Source organism: Flavobacterium sp. A45, assembly GCF_002001005.1.
GTDB lineage: Bacteria > Bacteroidota > Bacteroidia > Flavobacteriales > Flavobacteriaceae > Flavobacterium.
The window spans coordinates 158,088-182,483 of sequence record NZ_MUNX01000059.1 but is presented as its reverse complement, the minus strand read 5'-3'; the positions used below and the strand labels follow the sequence as shown (position 1 = coordinate 182,483).

Genomic DNA, 24,396 nt, shown 5'->3' with positions numbered 1-24,396 from the left:
ATTTAAATGCTCCAAAGGTAATTATTGAAAATAAAGCAAGTATTCCAGAAACTATAATAGTAAATCTGTTTCCCTGGTCAGCAAGAGCAGTAGAGTAAAAATCTTCTTTTACTTTATAATATAATATTTCTTTATTAAGTGAATCTGATTTAAGATTTATTAATTTTTGTAAATTTTCTATTTTTTTTGATTATTGATTTCTAAAAAATGCTCATTATTGATTTTAACGTTCTCTTGTTTTAAGTTTTTGTTTTGAGAGAAAATAGAAATAGATAATATTAATAATATTGATAGAATGAGTTTCTTTTCCATTAAAATTGGTTTGTTTTAAGATTCTGAGTTTTAATATCGCCTAACGTCTTGGTGCTACAAGTGGTTTGGGACTAAATTAGCGTTATTTTTCGGCTTAACCAAATTCTCACAAATACAAACCAATTTCTCCATTAAGCCAATTGCCCAAATCACTTGTAGCAGCTGTTACTGGAGGCTTGTTTTGTCGAAATTGCGATTATAAACCAAAACTTTTACGTTTCTGTTTTTCGTTTTCCGTCCGCTCCTCAAAGTTTCGGTTTTCGGCTAAAAATTTAAAGTTCTCACTTTTCCGCTTTTACGTTACAGTAGGGGAGTTGCAATTTTCACGTTTCTGCTTTTCACATTTCTGTTGGCAAGTTCCAACTTTCACGCTTCTGCTTTTCAAGTTTCTGTTGGCAAGTTTTGATATTTACGTTTCTGCTTTTCACGTTTCTGCAGAAGTTCCAACTTTCACGCTTTTGCTTTCAGATTTTCCTGCGATTACAGAACGTTATTTTCAGATTGGATTCGTCTGCGTAATTTCGGCACAAGTCTCCAGTAACGTTCTCGCGCTACAAGCAGTTTGGGATTAAATTAAGCCCATTATTCGGATTTGCCAAATCTTCCAAATACAAAACCAACTTCAAATTAAGCCTAAAACCCAAATTGCTTGTAGTGTGTGTTGGCAGTAGTATTTTCTATTTACTTGAAATGTTTAGTTTCAATAATTTTCGAATTTTCCCCATAATAAACAATACTGTCAAGGTGATATTTATCATTTGCAGGAATAGGATATTCTTCTGAAGTTTTATCAACGCTTGATGAATATTCTTTTCGGTTTTCGTATGTGATTTCTCTTATGCGACGATTGTTTTTATTGTATTCCCAAGGTCCTCTAACTTGCTCTTTGGAAGTTGCCGAAAGAAAAAATATAAAAGGAACAGGTGTACAAAATATAAGAATTAATATATTCCAATTTTTTATTTTTATTTTGTCTTTCCAAATTATGATTCCCGTTACGATTGTCAAAATAGCCCAAATGATTACAAGCATAAATAAATAACCTAGAGAAGCACTTTCGTCATTTTTAGACAGAGTCCACATAAAAATTGTAGATAAAGAATAAATTACAGAAATACTTAAAAGTTTTAAATTCGGATTTTCATTTCTCATTTTTTTATTCAATATCAATTGCTATCCTCGTTTTCCACCAAAATCCCTCTTGATTATTTTCAAGGATATTTTTTATTGTTTTTTTCGATTTATAGACCGTTTTTAAGTCATTATTCTCAATTTCTAAGCTAGTTATGGAATTGCATAATTGGTCTATTTCTTTGTCATCCCAAACTCCAATTCCAAAATATAAATTTGAAGTATCCTTTGGTTTTAAATTAAACACAATTGAATCTCCAGTTATTGATTCGCTTAAACGATAGTTTTTAAATTTCGGGTTTAATTTGAATTTAACCTTAGCTACTGAATTTGTATTATTCGTAAATACAATATCGTGCGCTGGGTCACAACTTACTAGAAATACAAGCAAAAAGGCTAATAGAAATCTTTTAATTATCGTTTTCATTTCTTATGTGATTTTCTAATATTACTTCAAAGCTATATGAGTATTTTTGGTAAGCAGCTAATTCTTTTTTCTGGTTCGGTGTCAATATTACTGCCAACGTTCTGGCACTACAGTGGGTTTGGGAGTAAGGAAGCCAAATCTTCGGATTTGCTTAAACATCCCAAATACAAAACCATTTTTCAAATTAAGCCAATTGCCCAAATCCGTTGTAGTGGCTGTTATGGTGTGTAGCTTGACGATGCTGAGCACGAAAGATTTGATATTCCAATTATCGATTCCCATTACCCAAAGTTTTCTGCTTTTCGATTTCCGTTCCAAATAGTTTCCGTTTTTAAACTTCAAACTTCAGTTAAACCTCAAAGAAAATCGACAAAAAAAATCTGCTTTCGGTTTTCCATAAAGCCGTTCACGTTTCTTTGTCCGCAACAATTAAGTCTCAGATTTCGGTTCAGATTTCGGTTCAGATTTCGGCCGGCTCGGTTTCTGTTTCGTTATGTATTATTCTAACTAAAGCTTCTGATTAAAATCGACTGTTGATCGTCAACAGCTATACACCATAACGTTCTGGCACTACAGCGGGTTTGGGACTAAATTAAGCCCTATTTTCGGATTTGCCAAATCATCCAAATACAAGACCGTTTTTCCATTAAACCAAATGCCCAAATCCGTTGTAGTGGCTGTTAGTGGCTGGCATTATTCTATTTATAATCGTCAAAATTCACTTCTACTTTTTCAAACCTTTTATCGTTTAATAGAATTGAATTTATTCTATTCACACATTCTTGATTATTTTCGGATATTATAAAAGCTAAATCCCAAATATCTTTTGAAAGTGAAAAATTTCCAATGTCTGACTGGATTTCAAATATAAATTCATCGTTCATCCAAAGGTCAGCAATTTCATCAATTTTTGGGTTTATCTCAACTATCGAATTTAATAAGTCAGATAAAAAATTTTCATTTTTAACACCGCTAAAAATTTCAATTAGTAAATTTTCTGAATTATACTCTGGTCGAAAGCGATATTTATATTTGTCTATTAGATTCATATTTTATAATTCTGTTTTTCTTTCGATTTATAATTTTATGGGATGCTTAGTGGCTGGTCGGATTGTTGAATTTGTCTGTCCCATGACCTTTATGATCACTTAATTTTTCTTCACTGTGATGTATAATTTCTCCTTTTGAATTTTTTACTTCTTCAAAATAGTAATCCTTATCACGATTAATTATTCGAGTTTTTTCTGCCCAGTCACCATTTGCTGATTGCGATGCTCCAAAAGTAAATTTCTCACGCATCTTGTCCTTGCTTCTCAAAGATGGATTGATTACTTTTCCATCAAGACAATCTTTTAATTCGAATTCAAATTTATCAACTAATTCTAATACAATATTCTTCTTTACAGAGCCACAAGATTCGCATGGTTCTGATAAAATTTGAAGTTTCTGATTACAATTTCCGCAAAATATTTGTTGTTCTGAATCCATGTTTGTTTTGTTTTTTAGCAGGATTTTGACAGCTTGCCACTAACGTCTTGGCACTACAGCGGGTTTGGGACTAAATTAAGCCCTATTTTCGGATTTGCCAAATCATCCCAAATACAAAACCATCTTTCCATTAAGCCAAATGCCCAAATCCGTTGTAGTGGCTGTTGGCGGTTCGGTTGTTTCTAGCTGATATTCCTAATTATTAATCAATTCTCAGCCTTATCTTGGCAGATTTAAAACCCAATTCTTGCCCAAATCTCGGCTAAATTTCATTCCCTTTTTTTCGTTTCAATTTCACAATCAAAACGATTGTTTCGCTTCAATTAGAAAACCCGAGAATTTAAGTTTCAGTTTTGCTTTTTCGGCTTAAAATCTCGAATATTTACATTCCAATTCGAAACTCCGATATTCACGTTTCTGCTTTTCAAGCTCCAATTAGAAACTCAGATTTTCAAGTTTCAATTGTCGGATTCCAATATTTAAATTTCGGTTTTCCGCTTTCCAATTTTAAACATCAAAAAAAAATAGTTTTACCAATTTCGACCCAATTTTAACGCTTGCTTTTTCAGTTTCTGCATTTAAAAAGCCAAATCTTTAAATCCGGTTTTCTCCTCGTTTCTCGTCAACTGACCGCCAACGTCTTGGCACTACAACGGGTTTGGGATTAAATTAAGCCCTATTTTCGGATTTGCCAAATCATTCCAAATACAAGACCAACTTTCTATTAAGCCAAATGCCCAAATCCGTTGTAGTGGCTGTTAGTGGCAGGCTTTCTAGATAACTCAATGAATTCCTAATATTATAAAGAATTCTTTTTTTAATGATCTTTCTTTCCCTTCGATTGTGTCTTGGCTTAAAATATCAAAATCTGAAAATCCAGCGTTTACGATTTCAATAGTATCTTTTACTTCCTGGTCAAAAAAAGCGTTTAAGTTTCCTTTAAATCTTTTAGAATAGCGAATCCTATAGAATTTTCCAATGTTTTTAATAGAATCTTCTGGTGCTTCTTCGACAATTCCTTTATATCTCACTCCTTCAACAATAAAGCTAAAATAATTATTTTCTCCTTTTCCCCAACTTCTATGTGAACTATATTTACCAATTGAGTTTATTCCATTTAACTCTATATCCTTTCTAATCATATGACCACTAACAATTGAAAATATAAAAAATGTAAAAAAAAGTAAAAAAAAGGTAATTGATATTACACCAAATGTTTTACGGATAATATTGTTTTGCATGAATTTAATTTCTAGAAATTTCCTAATTGCTATTTATTTCGTCATAGCTTGCCACTAACGTTCTGGCACTACAGCGGGTTTGGGATTAAATTAAGACCAATATTCGGATTTGCCAAATCATCCCAAATACAAGACCATTTTCCCATTAAGCCAAATGCCAAAATCCGTTGTAGTGGCTGTTGTGGGCAGTATTTTTTACCATATTTTCCACCAAGGTTTTCTACTATTTTCTTTGTATTCGATTTCATTTGTTTTGTAATCCACTTCTGTTTGTTTTATTGTTTCATTGATAATTGTTGGTTTAATGAAATCTGGGGGATAAGTTTTTGAACCTTCAATATAATGATAAATTGCTTTGCCAAAACCTGTTTCTGCGGGTATGTTCGGACTTTGTTGTATAATAAACGCAGTTGCAATAGCAGTTGAATGAGCTAATTGTTCATATGATAATTTATACTTTTTCATAATTTCTAATGCTTCGCTTTGAACTAAATCAATTGCATCTAGAAAATTAATTTTCGTTTCTTCTCCCGAACTGCTATTCATTTTTTGATTATCAATAGTTATCCCGAAATTCTGTAACACAGTATGGGTAATATTTACTAATTCAGGTCCTTTTATATTTGCATTTTCGGACAACATTACACTTCCAGGTTTCGCGTCTTTAATTTGAAAATCAAAAGACCTAAACAACAAACTTCCTGCTAGTCTAGCACAAGTAGAAATAGCGTCTACTATATTTAATTCTCTTTTTTCATTTCCTAATTTCAAAGCAATAAGTTCAACAATATCATTTACTGCTTTATTCTGTTCTAAACTAATGTTCATATTTTATCTGTTTTTGAGTGAATATTGCCCACAACTAGTATATATGTGTGACTCCGTCACACATATCCACCCAAAATCGGGTGTGTAAGTGTGATAAATCACACACTTTTCTTAAAACCAAATATACATATTAATACTTACAAATCGTCAAAGGGACTTTTTATTTGTTGAATACTTTTCGTACTAACATGAGTGTAAATTTCGGTTGTTTTACTGCTGTTATGTCCCAATAACTCTTGAATATAGCGCAAATCGGTGCCACTTTCCAGTAAGTGTGTTGCAAAACTGTGTCGCAGCCAATGTAGCGTGACAGGTTTGGTAATTCCTACTTTATACAGTGCTTGTTTCAAAACGCTTTGTAAGCTGTATTCAGAATAAGGCTCACCAGGAATTTTGCCTTCAAATAAATAGGTGAGGGGTTTGTTTGCTACATAATAATCCCGTAACATCCCCAATATTTTATCCGATAATGGTGCAATTCGGTCTTTCTTGCCCTTACCTTGTCTGATGACTACTACTCCTCTTTTAGATTCAATATCGGCAGGCTTCAAATGCAAGAGTTCGCTTCGGCGCAATCCGCATGCATAAATTAAGCTCAACATCGTTTTGTGTTTGAGGTTGCCGTGAGCATTCAATATCAGTTTTACTTCTTCTTTGCTCAACACATTAGGTAGTAATTTTTCTCGCTTCGGTCGGTGAATTTTGTCTAGCTCTATTTTGGTTTCTCGTATTGTAGAGAAAAATAATTTTATGGCGTTGACAATCTGATTTTGAAAGGAACCTGACAAATTATTATTTAAGATGTATTCGTTATTGTACCGTATGACATCGTCATTGTCAATTTCGGCTACTGGTTTTTCATTGTAAAATGTCAGGAACCATTTTAATGCTTCGGTATAGGTAGTTATGGTGCTATCGCTGTAGCGCCTGGACAATAACCAGTGTTTGAATTTTTCTATTTGTTCGATTCCCTCAGCCGAAGGAAGTTTGATTGGTGCTTCGACAATTTGAAATAACATTCGGTTTTCAAAGGTGTCTGGCAAATGCCAAACGCCTAATGTTTGACTCCATCTGGATCCCTCTTGTTGCTTAATGCGATCGATCCAATCTTGGTTTTTTTCAAAATAAATGGCGATGCGGCTCTCGCCACCGCGTTTGATGAGTTTGGCTGTCCAGTTCATAAGGCGTATAGTTAAAGTAAAAGGCGTTTAGTTGAATGATAAAGATAAGGAAAAGATTGCAGAATTCAGATTGCAGCTTAGAGAATAAAGGGAAGAGAAAATAGAAAAGTGTTAACCTGAGTTTGATTATTAATTTTTAGGAGCAGAAACATTAGGCTTTTTAGGTAATATTATCCCGCTTTCCGCTACAATCTTATAAGCCGAACCCCGGCTTATAAGGATTTTCGCTTTAAACGAAGTTCACTGAACTCCTATGAAAATAAAAGTATAGTGAAGTAATCGGGGCTAAAGGGAGATATTTTGCTTTTTTGCCATTATCCGAAAAAGGAAATACTCTAAATAATTGAATTGAGTTCTTGTAATAACAGGAAGCCCGCGAGAAGGATGGAAGCAAGTTACCGAAGTAACGCGGACAGCCTGACCTTGTTGAGTAAAGGGGCTGTATAAGCGCTACAATAGGCAAGCCCCTTTACTCAACGAGGGCTCGCCCAAATAATTTTGATTAAACCGTAGTTTCTGTTAATGGGATGAAGCTGCTTTTTGGGGCTTCGCATAACGAACAGCAGTAGTCTTCGGGAAGATCTTGGAAGAGTGTGCCTTTTTCGATATCCTGTATGACATCGCCGTAGTCCGAATTATATACCGTTAAGCATTCTGGGCATTGGTGGATGTCCTGGGCTTTGGTTTCCTTTTTGGTACTGGTATTTTGAAATTCGAGTACACTGTTGCCCAATTCTTCGAAGTATTTTTTACTCAATTCGATTAAGATATTGGGCAATTCGAGTTTGTCGACATCTTGCGCATGAACGATGTATTCCTTGGTGTTGGGGTCAAAATTTTTGGCATACAAAATATTGAAAGTATCTCGGATTTTGATGGATTCGAGGTCTTTTGGCGATTCGTTTTTTTCGATGACCACCGATGTGAAATAATGACCGTCTCTATTGTAATCGGATAGTCCGAAGGTAAGTCCGTAGGTGCTGATATCGAATTGGTCGAGGGTGCGCACCAAAAAAGTTTTGAGATTCAAGGCCCATTCCGTAGCTACGGGTAAATGCCAGTTGAGTTCCAAAAGGGAATGGCGAACGTTGATGCCTTTTTTGCCCAAGAATTTTTCCCAATCGAGTTTGCGGTCTTTGGGAATTCCTTTCACGATGAAGGATTTCCAAGGAGTGATGCATATTTTTCCGATTTTGCAGTCGAAACACAAATCACACATTTCTTTTAGAAACTGCAAATCGTACAGGTTGTTTCGCCAGTAAAGTCCAAGCCAGTATTGATCTATTCCGAGCCTGTTCATTCCTTCGTAATAGGGGAAGGGGTAAAACGGAATGTTTAATGGCTGGTCGATGGTTCTATTATTGGTGTCCAAATCGCTAATGAGTTGGAAAATCATATCAACAGTATCGGGTTCTTCCTGGAGTATTTTTTCTATTTCGTAATATATTTTTCCAATGTCCCAACTGTAGATCAATACAGGGAAAAGTTCCATTTTGTCCCATTTTGGCAAACGCACATACAGAAACCAATAATCTTCGTGGTGCGAAGCTATAAAGTTGATGTGCCCCGTGAATAGCGGAACGAGCTGCTGTTTTGGATCGGCTATGTTGACTTTGAGTTTGGGCTGTTCCTTAAATTGCTCCAATATGTAAAGGAATTTATTTCCGGTAAGCCAAGGCGTATTCCTGAAAATATCGGTCGATACGTAGGAGGAAACGATGTTGTTGCCGCTTTTTTCGTTTGGCAAAACAAAATGATGCTTCCCGATTTTTTCGGGAGTGTTATTTTTGAATCCTTTTGGGAATATAATGTCTTGTCTGGAACCAAAAGAGAGGGCTTCAAGACCTTGTTCCAATGCCATATTTACAATTTCTCGTAATTCCCCCGGAGATATAACCCCGCCTTTTACTATGAGTCTTGTTAATTCCATTTTTTTAGTTTTTATTGTTGGTTGTTTAAAGGTTTAAACTCTTAAGGTTTAAAATTGTTTAATTGTTTAAGGTTGTTTAAGGTTTGTGGTTTTGAAGATGCTTTTTAGCACGATTAGAGTATTAAACAATTTTAAACTTTTAAACCATTAAACCTTTTCAAACCCTATTTTACCTTCGCCAATATCTCCTTCACCTCCGTTTTGCAGCTTCCGCAACCGAGCCCCGCTCCGGTGGTTTTACAAAGTTCGGTAAAATTAGTAACGCCACTTTTTATACATTCTTCAATATTTCCGCTTCCTACCTGACTGCAAGAGCAAACGAGTTTTCCTAGTACCGGTTTGGCTTCAGATCCACTTCCTCTTAATAAAGTGTTTCGTTTGTCGGCCAATTCGATTTTGCTTTCAATCATTGTTTTGAATTCGGCAAACTCATTTTTGTCTCCCATTAGGATGGCTCCAATGAGCAAATCGTTCTTGACGATACATTTTTTATAATAGCGTTTTCCTAAGTCGGCAAAAACAATTTCTTCATAGGAATCATCGTTTTCCGGAACTTCGATTTCACCAATAGAACACAAATTGATGTCTTCCAATTTCAGGATATTCATCAGTACCGATCCTTTGTAAAAACTGCTAATGTCACCGGCAATGAAGTTGGCTAATACATCGGCTTGCTCTTCGGCAGCTGAGGTGATTCCGAATAACATATTGTTGAATTCGGCTATTTCACCAATAGCAAATACATCGGGATGGGAGGTTTGCAAGTACTGGTTGACTTTTACGCCACGTCCGCAAGCCAGTCCTGTTTCCTTGGCCAATTCTATGTTTGGAATCGTTCCAATGGTGTAAACAATGGCATTGGCGGTAATGATTCGACCACTTTTCAGGGCGATTTCCAATTCGTTTGCATTATCGGTTTCAAATACGGTGCTTACTTCATTATCAAAATAAATTTGAATGTCTCTTTGCTGCACTTCTTCGGCCAATAATTTACTCGAGATTCTGTCCAATTGACGTTCCATCAATCGGGAAGCCCTTTGTATAATCGTTATTTTTACTTTTTTATGTTTAAGGGCAGCTGCGAGTTCAAGTCCCAGTAATCCACCACCCACAATCACTACGTGTTGCTCTTCAGCTGGTAAATTAGTTTCGTCCAGATAATTTTTTAGTTTGTCGGCATCGGTCTTCTTTCTGATGGTAAAACGTCCCGGAAGATGCAATTGGGCATTTTCGGGGATGAAAGGTCGACTTCCGGTTGCCATTATCAACATGTCAAATTGATGAACAGTGCCTTTGCAGTCGGTTATGGTTTTATCGGTAGTGCTTACGTTTTCAATTGCCACACCCGATTTCATCGTGATATTCAATTGGCTCATACCATCGCTTTTTATTTTCAAAAGGCTTTCCCAAGTAAATTCTCCAGTCACATACTCTGGCAACAGAACGCGGTTGTAGAATGGGTTTTCCTCATTGGAGAAAACAATGATTTCATCTGTAGTATTGATTTCCCTGTAATTTTGAATAAAACGGAAAGCAGCAGCTCCGGCGCCAACTACGGCAATTTTTTGAAACGGTTTCACGTATTTTGTTACCGCTACCGTGGTGTATTTAAAATCAGGCTCTTTGGATATTGGATCTACAATTGTGTTGGTCAGATTGTTGGTTCTGTTCAAGTCGTTGTCCAATTGTTTCCCCCAGTGCATCGGCAAAAATAGAACACCTTCTTTGATAGTGTCAGTCACTTTTGCTTTCACCCGAACTTCACCGTTTTTACTGCTCACGACAACAATATCGCCATTTTTGATTTCAGACTTGTAAGCATCTATAGGGTTGATTTCGAGAACTGGACTTGGGGTGTGCGTCATTAATCGGGACACTTTACCGGTTTTGGTCATTGTGTGCCATTGATCGCGAATTCGTCCCGTAGTCAATATAAATGGATATTTTTCTGAAGGCTGTGGAGATGTGTTTTCAATACTCGTTGGAATATTGAAAATCGCTTTTTGCGAAGGCGTAAAGAACTTTTTATCGGCGAATAAGCGGGGAGTTCCTGGGTGTCCGTAATCCGGAACGGGCCATTGGAAAGTACCTTCGTTTTTTAGTCTGGAATAATTTAAATAGGAAATATCAATATTGGTGCCTTTGGTCATTAGGCAGTATTCTTTGTAAACGGCTTCGGTATTGTTGAAGTTGAAACCAGAGAATTTCATTTTTTTGGCAAAGTTCAGCAAGATTTCTACATCCGATAAAGCTTCACCCGGGGCATTAATACCTTTTGGCAAATAAGAAATGCGTCGCTCAGAGTTGGTCATTGTTCCTTCTTTTTCCAACCATCCAGCGGCAGGCAATAATAAATCGGCAAACTTGGCGGTATCGGCATTATGGGAGATGTCTTGAACGACAACAAATTTTGCGTTTTGCAATGCTTTTTCAACTCTTCTGGCATCTGGTAAACTCACCATTGGATTGGTGCAAATAATCCAAATGGCTTTCATTTTGCCCGATTCCAAGGCGTCAAACATTTCGGTTGCGGTTAATCCCGGTTTTTCAGAAATGGATTCCACTCCCCAAAAATCGGCTACTTCCTTGCGGTGTATAGGATTGTTTAATTCTTTGTGGACAGCCAATAAATTAGCCATTCCACCCACTTCACGCCCTCCCATTGCATTGGGTTGTCCTGTCAAAGAGAAAGGTCCAGAACCTGGCTTTCCAACCTGCCCGGTTATCAATGAAAGATTAAGCAAAGCTGTGTTTTTATCAACCCCAATGGCACTTTGGTTCAGCCCCATAGCCCACATGGATATAAAACCTTTGGCTTTGCCAATAATATCGGCAGCCAAGTGTATGTCACTTACGGAAACACCACATAATTTAGATGCTTTTTCATAGGAACTGTTGCATACCATTTCTTTGTACTGTTGGTAGTTTTCGGTATGATTTTTTACAAAATCCGAATCAACATATCCTTTTTCAATTAAGCGTCTCCCTATGGCATGGTATAAAACAATATCCGTTCCTGGAAGTATCTGTAAGTGTAAATTGGCAGCGATGGCCGAGTCGGTACGTCTCGGATCGACTACGATGATTTTTGTTTTAGGGTTTTTCTCTTTGTGTTGTTCAATTCGTCTGAACAGAATCGGGTGGCAAAAAGCAGGATTGGCTCCAGTTATCAAGAAAGTATCGGCAAGTTCTATATCAGCATAAGCGATTGGAACGGAGTCTTCACCAAAAGTTTTTTTGTAACCCGCCACTGCCGAACTCATGCAAAGTCTAGAATTGGTGTCTATGTTATTGGTTTTTAGAAAACCTTTTACTAGTTTGTTAACCAAGTAATATTCTTCGGTCAAGCATTGTCCGGAAATATAAAATCCAACGCTGTCTGGCCCATGTTTTTTTATAATTGAAGAAAAAACTGCAGCTGCACGATCCAAAGCGGCATCCCAGCTAACTCTTTCTTTCGGATGTGATTTACTCCACCTCATTTCGGGGTAGAGAATCCTGTCCGAAGTATCATTAACCACATAATGTAAGTTCATTCCTTTGGAACAAAGCATTCCCCTGTTTACGGGATGATCTTTGTCGCCTGTAACCGTCACTCCATTTTTAGAATCATTTTTTACAATAATTCCGCATCCTACTCCACAATAGGAACACGTAGTTTTGATTTCTGTATTTTGCATTATGTATGTCTTCGTTTATAAAGTAGCTTTGTAAGAATCAGTATAGATGATATTACACAAACAAAAATAAGTAATAAATAAGTATTAATACGTATAAAGTTAATTTTATTTTATGTTTACATTCAATATAATTAGAATGCTAAAAATAGGCTCAATATTTTGAATTATTAGAAGAATTGGACGCTGTTTTAAGCAGTATTTTTCATTACCACAAAAAATAGTGTTTTTAATTTTTAACCTGTTATCTGCAATCTGAAACCTGCATTCTGAATTCGGGCGTGACCCTCCGTGAAAAACTTCGGGTCGTGCTGTACGTTCCCGCTTTTTTTTAATCCCGCAAAAAAAAACGGGATTAAAAAAAGAGCTCCACTGCCATCACTCACGCGGTCTAATAACACATTTTCGTATTTATTAGAAGTAATAATTTTAGAATTTGACTAAAAAAAAGCTTGATGTATCTAGAAAATACATCAAGCTTTTAGTGAATAATTTTTTTGTGGTATTGACTTGCTTCGTATTTGGGGCACGAAGTATGGAATGTAATTAAAGGTTAATTTTTTAAACCAATCTTAAATCCATTGATATATTCGACAGGTTTTTTTCCATCGTAAGACATATTGTCAATAAAATCGGTTGTTGCCGGCTTGAATCCATCAGTGTAAGGGATGTCTGTTTCCGAGATAAATCCTTCTTCCAACAATAGATTTGCGGCACGGATCCAAATATCCGGTTTGTAAACTTCTTTAATTTTGCTCAAATACCAATCGTTAGGTTTTGATTCTGTGATTTGTCCCCAACGTTTCATTTGGGTCATAAACCAAATTCCATCCGAATAGTAAGGATAAGTAGCGTTGTATTTGAAGAAAACATTAAAATCGGGTATAGAGCGCACATCTCCTTTTTCAAATTCAAAAGTGCCAAGCATCGAATTGTCGATTACGCGTTTGTCCCCATCCACATAAGCAGATTTTGACAAGATCCGAGTGGCTTCTTTTCGGTTTTCGGGATTATCCAGCCATTTGCCCGCTTTTATTAATGCCTTTGTAATGGCAATAGAGGTATTTGGGTATTTGGAAACAAATTCCTTAGTCATCACAAATACTTTTTCAGGATGATTTTTCCAAATCTCCCTGCTGGTCACTATAGGAACACCGATGGTTTCTTCAACTGCCTGCTGATTCCATGGCTCTCCTACGCAATAGCCGTCGATCGTTCCAGCTCTTAAAGTTTGGGGCATTTGTGGCGGAGCCGTAACATTCAGTAAAACATCTGCATCTGTATTTCCTTTGCTTCCTTGAATGTTGTTATTGTTGTAAAAACCGGGATTTATACCGCCGGCAGCCAGCCAGTATCGCAATTGATAATTGTGGGTTGAATAGGCCGCAACAATACCAAATGTAAAGGGCTTGTTCATTTTTTTATAAAAATTTAGGGCCGGTTTCAAAGCATAAGACGGAATAGGATGTACAGGTCTGCCATATTCCTCAGCAATGCTGTCTTTCATTTTGGACCAGATGGAATTAGATACTGTTATGGCATTTCCATTTAAATCCATAGAATAGGTGGTTACCAATTGAGCTTGTCTGCCACATCCCACGGCTGCCGCTATCGGTTGTCCAGCTAACATCTGAGCTCCGTCGAGCTGATTGTCAACCACTTTATCTAAAATATCTCTCCAATTGGCTTGAGCTTCTAAGGTTACAGAAAGTCCTTCATCGTCAAAATAGCCTAAAAACTTAGCAATGGCAAGAGGTGCCATATCGGTTAGCTTTATAAATCCAATAGTTACGTTTGGTTTTTCTAAATTTAATTTTTTGGTTTTCGGTGGTCCTATACTTCTTTTTTTCAAAATGGGATTACCAGGTAGTTCACTTTTAAAGCTGGTAACAGTGAATGCTATTAATAGTATCACTGTTAATTGTAAGGTTAGTTTTTTCATGGTTATTGGTTTGGCTGTTAATATTTTAGTAAATATACGTAATAGTACTTATTTTGTTGAATTTAAATTACGTATTTGGTAATTTTTGAGGAAATTAAAATTAAGGGGAGTTCTTTATATTTAAATCTTAGAAAAGCGTTTTTAAAAAGTAGAATTATCATTTTTAGCACCATTTTTTAGTAGGTTAAAGTTTGATAATTTTATAAAATAGTGCTGATTAGTAGGTTCTTATTGTTTTTAGAGGGAAATATTACTTTTTAGTTTACAGAAAAAACGTTACAAGACTTTCTCTTTATTTATAAAAAAAAGCTGCTCCCAAAATGGCAATTTTTTGGGAGCAGCATACACAAGTTATTAAAGAGGAAATTGTTATTTTCTATCCATTTCTTTGGATAAGATGGGTTGTTTTTCGTTCATAATTTTGGTTACGGTGATGTGCATCCAAATCAAGCATATTGCTGAAAAAAGTAATATAAAAATCCATGAGCTAGACCAAATTCCGGTAGCGGTCAATAAATACCCAAAGATGATTGGTCCAAAGAAACCGCCAAGGCCACCGATCATTCCAACCATACCGCCTACAACTCCAACTTCGGTAGGGAAATAATCTGGAATGTGTTTGTAAACCGCAGCTTTTCCGATTCCCCATGAAATCCCGATTAGGATTACCAGTATTAGATACACCCACATATTGGCACTAAAATGAATCGCTGTTACTCCTTTGGCAATAAGTTCTTTTTTCTTTACTTCCTGGTTTTCGGCCACAACCACCTGTTGCCAAGAATTACGTGTTGGGAAAATGGTGTTTTCAATTGGTTTATTAACTTTTAAATTGATTGGAAATTCTTTTTCCCCCACTTTTACCAGAGTGCTTGAAACAGCAGTGATAATTCCTTTTTTGGTAGCCAAAACTCCTGGACCAGAGGTGGTAATATCCATTTTAGGAATCATTAATAAGCCACTTAGAATTACTGATGAACTCAATACCCAATACATAACTTTTCTGGCACCGAATTTATCGGACAAAAAGCCACCAAAAGCACGAATCACTCCAGACGGCAAACTGAACATCGTCGCAAACATTCCGCCCATTACCAAACTTGTTTGATATACGTTCATAAAGTTCGGTAATAACCATTGTGAATAGGCCACGAAACAACCAAATACCAAGAAATAATAGGCTCCAAATCTCCAAACTCTGGTGCTTTTTAAAGATTGTAACATTTGAGGTACAGTTTTGGTCTGGTTTTCATTTTTCTTGTTTTTCGTAAAAAGCAAAAAGATAATACCAATTACGACCAATGCAATTCCGTATATAACAGGCAGTAGTTTCCATCCATTTTGAGGGTCGGATATAGAGAATTCATTTAATAAAGAGGGTGCCAAAAACGTGGTGATGGCAGCACCGGCATTACCCATTCCAAAAATTCCCAAGGCTCTTCCTTGCCATTCTTTTGGATACCAAATAGAAGTAAAACCAATACCAACCGCAAAACTGGTTCCAACCATGCCAAAGAAAAAACTTAGCAATGCAAAAATGAAAAAACTATTTGCAAATGGTAATAAAAACAATGGTATAGAACAAAGCAGAAGTAATAAAGAGAATACGTATTTACCACCAAATTTATCGGTTAGCATACCTATTGGCAAACGCATTACAGATCCCGTTAAAATTGGAATTCCTAAAAGCCATCCTACTTGGACTACATCCCATTTGAAGATTCCGTTATCTACCAAAAAAGTTACAAGAACTCCATTGAGAGTCCAACAGGCGAAGCACACCGTAAAGGCTAATGTGTTTAAAAATAAAATACGGTGCGATTGTGAGAGGGAGTTTGTTGTTGACATAATACTTATTATTTTTATACAAAACTAAGTAGTATGTAGCGTAAAAAAGCTGCGTTTACGCAGCTTTTGAAAAATAATTAAGTATTTATACGTATTTTTTTTGTTTAAGGTAACTAAGTTGTTTAGAAGCTTAGTTGCTAAGTTTTTAAAATAGAAAACGCCAAATCACTAAGTACTGATCTGGCGTCTATATTTTTTAAACCTTTAAACTTAAAAAAAATATTAGAATCTTAGTATCTCAGATTCTTAGTATCTCTAAAGAAGCGAATACTCAGCTGCCTTATTGGAAAGTTCCATCAGGTTTTTTACTTTTAGTTTTTTCATTAGATTGAATCGATGTACTTCGGCAGTTCTTTTGCTGATGTCCAAGGCTTCTGCGATTTCTTTATTTCCTTTTCCTGTCAATAAAAGTTTTAGAATTTCTTTCTCTCTTTTGGTAATTAATTGATCTTCTCCCAAAGATTGTTTTGGTTCGGCAGTAAGTACAGGATTGGTTAACTGTCCAATTAATATTGATGAAATGTCACCACTGAAATATTTTCCACCATTGGCAACAGTATGTAGTGCTTTTAAAAATTCTTCTTTACTGGATCCTTTAAGTAAGTATCCGTCCGCACCAGCTTGAATTGATTTCAATACGTATTCTTCAGATTCATGCATGGAAAGCATCACGATTTTTACCAAATTGTTCTTACTTCTTAGTTGCTCTACGACTTCAATACCGGTCATATTTGGCATCCGAATATCAAGAATAAGTAAATCGGGTTGGACACTGTCTATTAAGGCTAAGGCTTCCAGACCGTCTGTAGCTTCGCCTACAACAGTGATGTTTGCTTCGTTTTCTAATAAAGATTTTATGCCATCTCTCACAAATACATGGTCGTCTGCAAGAATTACTCGAATTTTATCACTCATAATCTACTTATTATTCTTTAAGTATATTCATCTAATTTAGTGGCTAAGATACGTATTTTTTGAATTTGAATTTGAATTTCAATGTCAAAAATCAATTTTAATGATAAATTCCCAAAATTTGTTAAATAATAAAATGCGGAACGGTTTTCTTGCTTTTGCTATTGTACTTAGTTGTTTTAGAGTCGCTGAGTTGCGTGAAGGAAGTCCTTTAGATAGGACAACTTTGCAAGAGGCTATACTTAGGATGTGAATCTTTGTCAGAGTTGTGAACTTTGACAAAGATGAAATTCCATAGTTGTTTAGAGTCGCTGAGTTGCGTGAAGGATTACTTCACTAAATATTATTTTTAATAGGAGTTCAGTGAATTTCATTTGAAGCTAGCTACCGAAGTTGCTCGGATAGCCTGACTCCGTTGAGAAAAAGGGGCGTCTAGGCGGTGTGTAAATAAGCCTATTTTTTTCAACGGGGGCAAGCCCTAATTATTTTTAAAATTGAAATTTGTTATTGAAAGTTTATATAGGAACATTAAACGTAATCCTTGTTCCTTCATTAGGAATAGAATTAAAGAAAATACGACCATTGATGTACTGGATTCTTTCTTTCATAAAGAGCATGCCCATTCCTGATTCACTGTTTCTCTTTTTTTCGACGGCATTAATATTAAATCCTTTTCCGTTATCGTCAACAGTGATGCTCAATAACGTGGCACTATGCGAAAGCTGTACTATGATATGAGTAGAATCGGCATATTTGATCGCATTGTTAATGGCTTCCTGGGTCAATCGATAAATATTGATTTCGATTAAAGAATCCAATCGGCTATTGAAATCGGTTTTGTTGTAAAAGAGAATGTTCTTGCCTGTAAGTTTAGAAAGTTCCAAAGTGAGTTTGGCAAGAGCCGAATTGATTCCGTGGTCACTCAATTCCGGAGGCATCAAATTGAAAGTGGCTGTACGAACCCCTTTGATGATGTCGAGGGTCAGTTTTTTTAAGTAGTCAATTTTTACGGTGGATTTTTCCTTGTCGTCCAGATTAATGCTTTCGAGGCTAAATTTTAATCCAGTTAGCATTTGTCCAATTCCATCGTGAATTTCTCTTGCAATCCGGTTTTGTTCGTTTTCCTGATTTTCGACAATCTTGCTCGAAATTACTTTTTGTTGGTTTAGTTTGTCGGCAACATTAGCCGCATTCAAACGTTCCACTTCTTGAACAGCTTTTTTGCGTTCGGTAATGTCAAAGCAAATAATCAATAGTTCCGATTCATCTTTTTTTATCGTAACAGGTACCATTGATAAATCCAACCAAAGTGATTGTTCATTTCGAGTGCTGATGTTCAATTCTCCTTGCCAGCCTCTACGGTGGTTTTCGAGTACGATACGGTCGATAATGAGTTGCTCTTTTTCAACTGGAGTAAGTACTTGCCCAAATTTTTTATCCGAAAGGAAAGGGTTGTACTGTATTAGTTTGGAGAATTTCTCGCCAATGTGAATAATAGTTCCGTCGGTGGCAATTCTGCAGTAGAGTAGGGTGTTCTCCATAGCATAATTGAGCGATTTCAATTCTTTTACGGAGTTTTCTTTTGCTTCGCTGATGATTTCCGTGTCCTGGGCAAGTTTTATTGCTTTTCTTTCTGAAGACAGGAGGTTGGAAATTAACGACTCTACTTTTTTGTTGGTAGGTTTGAAAATGAAAATAAATTCCAATAATAATACCAATAGGGTAAAAACGAGAATAGCATATTCGGTTTTACTTTGGAGAGTTACTTTTTCTCGGGCTTCTTTATCATATTCGCCTACAATCTGGTTCATTTTCGATAGAAAAACTGTCCCGTTATCGAGAATGATCTGAACTAGTTTTTGGTTTTCCTGCTCGTTTTTATTTTGTTTTTTGTTATCCAAAAAAGCAGTGATGGTCTTGAGTTGGATATCGAAATTTGGTTTTATATTTTCAAAATATTGGGTTTGAATTGGATTTTTCTCTTTGGGAAAACCCAAGCTGTCGTTTCCGTTTACCAAGGAATAATGGTTGAATTTCCATTCGGATATGATTTTTGAAACTTTGTTGATTTGCTCTTCTTTGTGCAAAGAATCGGTAATGAAATTGAGAACCAGAATTTCTTTAGTCAATTTTTGGCTGAGCATTCTTTGCTTTCCCGAAATGTTTATTATTCTGGAATCGCTTAGTTGGCTGTTTAAGTTATATTGAATAAGGAGTTGACTCAAAAGGACTGTTACGGCTATAGTAACTAAGGCGAATAGATACATTCGCCTTAATTTTATAAATGAAATTTTATCTAAAGATACTTTGGACTTTTTTTTCATATGGAAGACCGTAACTGTTTTTTAAACTTGAGTTTCAGTTTTTTATTTACCAATTTTAAAGTGTAATCTACAATCCCAAAGAGTCTTTTATTAACTGAAGATTTTCCGGAGTATAGTTGATTTTTAACGCTTCCTGATGTCCTTTCTCCGACATTTTATTCCAAGTTTTTTGAATAATATTTTTCATTTTCTCGGTATCATGTTTGGAGGCAAAAGCATCAAAATAAAACTCTAAAAACACTAAACAAATAACGTCTTCCAGTAGTTGGGTTTCTTCGTCTTTTTTAAGTAATTTTTTCTCTATTAGAAAAGAAACACGGTCTATAAATGTATCTTCATAGCCTGCTTTTTTTAAGATTTCGGCAGTGGTTTTGGCGTGGAATTTTTTTAAATCCTCTCTCCATTTCAAATATCCCACACGATCCATGGGATAGGATTCTCTGGCTACTTTCCAACGGCAGATGTGCTGTGCTTTGGCTGCTATCTGAACGGCTTCCGAAGCGTTGGGTTCAAAGGTCATTAGTCTTTCGTACATTCTGTCCGAATATAATAATTCCTTTGGATAGGTTATTTCTTGGTATATTTCACTGTTTGGATCGGCTTCATTTTCGGCATCAATCCACGCGCTTGCGTTTAAAAAAGGCATTGTTTTCATTTGAAAAAGTATAGATTCATTGGGAGTTACCAACTTTTATTTAATAAGTTAGTGTCACATATAAGTATGCTTATTTCAAAGATACATACATTATTCTAAAAAGCCAACGAATACTTCATTCCCTTCCACTTTTACGGGGTAAGTTGCTATTTTAAAATCATCACCATTTAAATTAGAACCATCTACTAGCGAAAAAGTTTTTTTGTGCATTGGGCAGGCAATTTTTGGAATTCCATCTGTAGAACCCGTCATTCCTCTGGATAAAACCATTTCCATTTTGTGAGGACAGGCATTTTGGCAAGCGTACCACTCGTTTCTTCTTTCGAAGTTAAAAATTGCTATTTGCTTGTTTTTGTATTTAATGCAACCACCTCTATTGCTAGGGAAATCTTTGATATCTCCAGCTTTGAACCAAATTTTTACATCACTTAAATTTACGGTTTCGTATTGGCTTAATAGTCCTTCCATGGGATTTAGTTTTGTTCCTCACCCGCAGCCCCTCTCCAAAGGAGAGGGGAGAAGAGATCGGAATATTATTTAATTTTTTTGTTTTAGTTCTTCACTCCCCTCTCCAAAGGAGAGGGCTCGGGGGTGAGGATTTTACCAAGCTCTAGGCATTTTTTGGTCTCTTAACGGTACGTATTCTATGTTGTCGTCTTTCTCATCTGAATTAACAAAGTGACTGAAACGTTTCATCAATCTTGGTTTTTCAAGCACTTGTTTCCATTCGCATTCGAATGTCCCTACTAGTGATTCCATTTCGGCTTCTAATGTTTCGCAGATTCCGATGCGGTCATGGATGATTACTTCTTTTAAATAATCCAATCCTCCGTCAAGTTTTTCTAACCAAGTAGAAGTTCTTACCAATGGTCCTGCAGTACGGATATAATACATAAGGAAACGATCCATATATTTGAAAACAGTTTCTTTGTCTATTTGCTCAGCTAAAAGTACAGCGTGTTTCGGATTAGCGCCGCCATTACCACAGATGTAAAGATTCCATCCGCCTTCAACCGCAATTACTCCAAAATCTTTTCCTCTGGCTTCAGCACATTCTCTGATACAGGCAGAAACTCCTCCTTTTAATTTATGAGGAGAACGAATTCCTCTGTAACGGTTTTCTAATTCGATGGCAAAAGTGGTGCTGTCATCCATTCCGTAGCGACACCAAGTGTTTCCCACACAGCTTTTTACAGCTCTTAGTGATTTACCGTAAGCATGTCCGCTTTCAAAACCATTGTCTATTAATACTTTCCAGATTTTTGGTAAGTCTTCTAAGTGAGCGCCAAATAAATCGACACGCTGTGCGCCGGTTATTTTGGTGTATAAATCAAATTGTTTAGCTACTTCTCCAATGACGATCAGTTTTTCAGGAGTGATTTCGCCACCAGCAATTCTTGGTACAACAGAATAGGTTCCGTTTCTTTGAATATTAGCTAGATACCTGTCATTTGTATCTTGGGTAGTTACGTGTTTATTTGCAGTGTCATTATAAATACTGGAGAAAATAGAAGCAACTACCGGTTTGCAGACTTCGCAGCCGTCTCCATTTCCATGATGATCGATTACTTCGTAATAGTTAGTGTATTTATTGATTTTTACAAGATCAAATAATTCTTGTCTAGTATAATTAAAATGTTCGCAAATGCTTTCTTTTACTTCTTTTCCAATAGATTTTTGAGCCGCTTTTACTAAGTCAGCTACCATTGGTTTACAGCCTCCACATCCTGAAGTTGCTTTAGTCAATTTTACGACATCGCCAAATGAATTTGCAGTTCCGTCAAGAATTGAACAGCAGATAGCGCCTTTGGTAACATTTTCACAAGAACAAATTATGGCAGTGTCTGGCAAATCGGATGCGCTTCCAAGCGTAGAACCCTCTCCGCCACGTGAACCCAAGATTAAATCTTCTGGATTTGCTGGCAAAGCCATTGCGTTAGCATAAATTTGGAACAATCCATTGTAATCTGATGAATCACCTACAAGAATTCCACCCAATAATGTTTTCCCGTCTTTGGTGACATTGATTCTTTTGTAAATGCCGCTGAATTTGTTTTCGTAAACAATTGCAGTGACATTTTCATTTTCGATAAAAGGATCACCAAAACTCGCAACTTCAACTCCAATCAATTTCAATTGAGTAGACATATCGATGGTTTCTCTCATCGCTTTATCCCCTTTAAGGATTTGTTCGGCTGCAACATCAGCCATTTCATAGCCCGGAGCTACAAGACCATAAATCATTTGATTGTATAATGCAACCTCACCAATGGCGAAGATATTAGGATCTGATGTTTGCATTTTATTATTTACCACAATTCCGCCTCTAACACCTACTTCAAGTCCAGAAACTCTCCCTAGTTCGTCGCGAGGTTTTATTCCAGCCGATATAACCAACATATCCACCTTTAATAAGTCATCATTGGCAAACATCATTCCCTTTATACTTTCTTCTCCATCAATATATTGCGTTGCTTTGTTTAGATGGATACCTATATTTAATTCTTCAATTTTAGCTTGCAGCATGTTGCTCGCGCCTTGATCCAATTGTCTTGGCATTAAACGTGGAGCAAATTCTACTACGTGTGCATTAAGACCCAAATCGCGTACCGCTTTGGCAGCTTCAAGTCCCAATAAACCACCACCTAGAACCGCTGCTTCGGTGGAGCCGTTGGCTTTTATTTTTTTTGCATAGCCCATAATGGCATCCAAATCCTCAATAGTTCTATAAACAAAAACACCTTCTTTTTCTACCCCATCAATTGGCGGAACAAAAGCAGATGATCCTGTAGCTAAAACTAAGTAATCATACTCATATGTTTTTTCTAAGTGAGTATGTACCGTTTTTTGCTCTCTGTTGATATCTGTAATTAACTCCGAAGTGTTTAATATGATATTATTCTCCTCATACCATGATGTCGTTGATAATGACAAGTCATCAGCGCTTTTCCCTGCAAAGTATTCACTTAGGTGAACTCTGTCGTAAGCGCGTCTTGGTTCTTCTCCAAATACTGTAATTTGATAATTTTCTTGCCCAGATTTCGAAATGAATTTCTCGCAAAATTTATAACCTACCATGCCGTTTCCGACTACTATCACATTAATCATAATCTGTTAATTAAGTATTACTACGCAAAAATACGTATAAATACTTAATTTAAATACTTAATTTTTTATTTTTTTTCTAAATTAGAATGATTTTTAATAAATGGTAATTCAATTCTGAATAAATATATAGCCAGATTTGGGCGTGTCCCCGCTTCACAACATTTTGATAATTAGGAACATTGTTGCTCCAGCGGGGTCAGGCTGTACGCTGTATTCCCGATCAACAAAAACTACGGCAAAAAAGCCTTGTTTTTCTAAATCGGGAGATGCCGCTTCCATCCTTTACGCAATTTCTGTATATAAGGGGAATTTTAGATTAAAATAGTATGAAATACTTATGAAGTACTAAGTAGGGTTTTGAAAAAAGTTTTATTTTATCCAAGTTTATAAATATCGTAGTATCTTTTAACAAGTCCATTGATAAATCTTTTCAAATAATTCTCGCTCAAAAAGGTGTTAGACCAATTGTCATAACGCTGGCATTGAATACCTAAGTAGAAAAAATATAAACTTATTCCAAGCATTGAAAATAGTCTTTTTTCTTCATTACTTATGGGAGAAATTGACTCATAGCCATTAATAAAACTGTCTATTTTTGGCTGATAATCTTTTGATTCATACTTTTCGACATTATGAAGCTGCATAATGTAATAGGCAATATCCACACAAAGCCAGCCGTTTCCACAAAAATCAAAATCAAAAATTGTTATTTCGTTTTCGGCTGTTACGTTTATATTGTCGAACCAAATATCAAGATGAACAATTCCCTGCCGAATTTGAGAACTATCGACATTCTCAAATTCATTCATAAGGTATTTTTGAGCCGAACGCATAAAGTTCATTTCTTCTGTATCTTCTTTTAAAAAGTTGGATATCTGCTTTAGTGAGTCAACAAGAATTAGTTTTGGAGTATATGTAACCCGATTTAATTTCTGGTTATTAGTTACCAAATGAAGTCGGGCCATAAGCTGTCCGATGTGATAATGAGTTTCTGCCGAAATAATATGTAGTTTTTCTCCATATGCATAGGTAAAAAGTACTGCAAATCTGTCGCCCTCTGGAGCATTCAGTATTTGTATAAAATTATTTTCTTTGTCTGCTAGCGGATAGGAAACAGAAATGCTGTTGTTTTTGAGTTCGTTTAATAGTTTTATTTCTTCGGTTATTTCGCTATGTGTTCTCCAGTTCAAACTATAAACACGAAATACAAATCGGTTTAAATTGTCGGTTATTAAATAAGTATCATTGATTCCTGCTTTTATTAATTGGCATTTAGTGTCTTTGCCCAAAGAATATTTTTCCTGTAGAAAAAGTCCAAGATGTTTTGCTGAAAGGTTCGAGTTTGTTACCGGAAAATGCGTCATTTTGCTGTTTTGCTTTTTTAGTTTTTGC

The 24,396-nt window shown here is 36.0% G+C and carries 21 protein-coding genes; 1 reads left to right on the top strand and 20 read right to left on the bottom strand.

The features are described 5' to 3' along the window. Nucleotides 1-704 precede the first annotated feature (704 nt). Complete coding sequence (locus B0E44_RS05090; RefSeq protein WP_077371115.1) at nt 705-884, top strand: hypothetical protein; 180 nt, start codon at nt 705-707, stop codon at nt 882-884. Nucleotides 885-993: 109 nt separating this feature from the next. On the opposite strand, the gene B0E44_RS05085 is transcribed toward B0E44_RS05090, so the two are convergent. The 20 genes from B0E44_RS05085 to B0E44_RS05000 form a co-directional block, all read right to left on the bottom strand. After that, on the bottom strand, nt 994-1,464 hold the full coding sequence (locus B0E44_RS05085) for a hypothetical protein (RefSeq protein WP_124019286.1): 471 nt from the start codon (nt 1,462-1,464) through the stop codon (nt 994-996). Between the two features lie 4 nt (nt 1,465-1,468). Further along, a complete protein-coding gene (locus B0E44_RS05080) occupies nt 1,469-1,870 on the bottom strand; it encodes a hypothetical protein (RefSeq protein WP_077371113.1) in 402 nt (133 codons plus the stop codon). Nucleotides 1,871-1,957: 87 nt separating this feature from the next. Next, entirely contained in the window at nt 1,958-2,188 is a 231-nt protein-coding gene (locus tag B0E44_RS05075; RefSeq protein WP_124019285.1) for a hypothetical protein, read from the bottom strand. A gap of 380 nt (nt 2,189-2,568) precedes the next feature. Beyond that, complete coding sequence (locus B0E44_RS05070) at nt 2,569-2,919, bottom strand: hypothetical protein (RefSeq protein WP_077371111.1); 351 nt, start codon at nt 2,917-2,919, stop codon at nt 2,569-2,571. 46 nt (nt 2,920-2,965) lie between these two features. After that, entirely contained in the window at nt 2,966-3,358 is a 393-nt protein-coding gene (locus tag B0E44_RS05065) for a hypothetical protein (RefSeq protein ID WP_077371110.1), read from the bottom strand. A gap of 782 nt (nt 3,359-4,140) precedes the next feature. Continuing rightward, entirely contained in the window at nt 4,141-4,599 is a 459-nt protein-coding gene (locus tag B0E44_RS05060; RefSeq protein ID WP_077371109.1) for a hypothetical protein, read from the bottom strand. A gap of 68 nt (nt 4,600-4,667) precedes the next feature. Beyond that, nucleotides 4,668-4,847 (bottom strand): hypothetical protein, encoded by a 180-nt coding sequence (locus B0E44_RS18595; RefSeq protein ID WP_124019284.1) that lies wholly within the window; start codon nt 4,845-4,847, stop codon nt 4,668-4,670. Continuing rightward, on the bottom strand, nt 4,795-5,427 hold the full coding sequence (locus tag B0E44_RS05055) for a hypothetical protein (protein WP_077371108.1): 633 nt from the start codon (nt 5,425-5,427) through the stop codon (nt 4,795-4,797). The genes B0E44_RS18595 and B0E44_RS05055 overlap by 53 nt, the downstream gene beginning before the upstream one ends. Before the next feature lie 137 nt (nt 5,428-5,564). Beyond that, nucleotides 5,565-6,608, bottom strand: coding sequence for a site-specific integrase (locus tag B0E44_RS05050; protein WP_077371107.1), 1,044 nt, complete (start codon nt 6,606-6,608; stop codon nt 5,565-5,567). 502 nt (nt 6,609-7,110) lie between these two features. Continuing rightward, nucleotides 7,111-8,538, bottom strand: a complete 1,428-nt coding sequence (locus tag B0E44_RS05045) for a rubredoxin (protein ID WP_077371106.1) — start codon at nt 8,536-8,538, stop codon at nt 7,111-7,113. Nucleotides 8,539-8,702: 164 nt separating this feature from the next. Continuing rightward, nucleotides 8,703-12,218 (bottom strand): nitrate reductase, encoded by a 3,516-nt coding sequence (locus B0E44_RS05040; protein WP_077371105.1) that lies wholly within the window; start codon nt 12,216-12,218, stop codon nt 8,703-8,705. Nucleotides 12,219-12,768: 550 nt separating this feature from the next. Continuing rightward, complete coding sequence (locus B0E44_RS05035; protein ID WP_077371104.1) at nt 12,769-14,157, bottom strand: CmpA/NrtA family ABC transporter substrate-binding protein; 1,389 nt, start codon at nt 14,155-14,157, stop codon at nt 12,769-12,771. Between the two features lie 369 nt (nt 14,158-14,526). Next, nucleotides 14,527-16,005 (bottom strand): nitrate/nitrite transporter, encoded by a 1,479-nt coding sequence (locus B0E44_RS05030; RefSeq protein ID WP_077371103.1) that lies wholly within the window; start codon nt 16,003-16,005, stop codon nt 14,527-14,529. Between the two features lie 255 nt (nt 16,006-16,260). After that, entirely contained in the window at nt 16,261-16,920 is a 660-nt protein-coding gene (locus B0E44_RS05025; protein WP_077371102.1) for a response regulator transcription factor, read from the bottom strand. Nucleotides 16,921-17,432: 512 nt separating this feature from the next. Beyond that, on the bottom strand, nt 17,433-19,184 hold the full coding sequence (locus tag B0E44_RS05020) for an ATP-binding protein (RefSeq protein WP_254423252.1): 1,752 nt from the start codon (nt 19,182-19,184) through the stop codon (nt 17,433-17,435). Nucleotides 19,185-19,308: 124 nt separating this feature from the next. Beyond that, nucleotides 19,309-19,896 (bottom strand): DUF4202 domain-containing protein, encoded by a 588-nt coding sequence (locus B0E44_RS05015; protein WP_077371100.1) that lies wholly within the window; start codon nt 19,894-19,896, stop codon nt 19,309-19,311. Between the two features lie 90 nt (nt 19,897-19,986). Then, nucleotides 19,987-20,364 (bottom strand): nitrite reductase small subunit NirD, encoded by a 378-nt coding sequence (gene nirD, locus B0E44_RS05010; RefSeq protein WP_077371099.1) that lies wholly within the window; start codon nt 20,362-20,364, stop codon nt 19,987-19,989. Nucleotides 20,365-20,496: 132 nt separating this feature from the next. Then, complete coding sequence (gene nirB / locus B0E44_RS05005) at nt 20,497-23,004, bottom strand: nitrite reductase large subunit NirB (RefSeq protein WP_077371098.1); 2,508 nt, start codon at nt 23,002-23,004, stop codon at nt 20,497-20,499. A 153-nt stretch (nt 23,005-23,157) separates the two neighbouring features. Next, the gene (locus B0E44_RS19070) at nt 23,158-23,283 is read right to left on the bottom strand and encodes a hypothetical protein (RefSeq protein WP_256382258.1); all 126 of its coding nucleotides are present in this window, start codon (nt 23,281-23,283) and stop codon (nt 23,158-23,160) included. Between the two features lie 95 nt (nt 23,284-23,378). Further along, a complete protein-coding gene (locus tag B0E44_RS05000) occupies nt 23,379-24,368 on the bottom strand; it encodes a phosphotransferase (RefSeq protein ID WP_077371097.1) in 990 nt (329 codons plus the stop codon). Nucleotides 24,369-24,396: the final 28 nt, after the last annotated feature.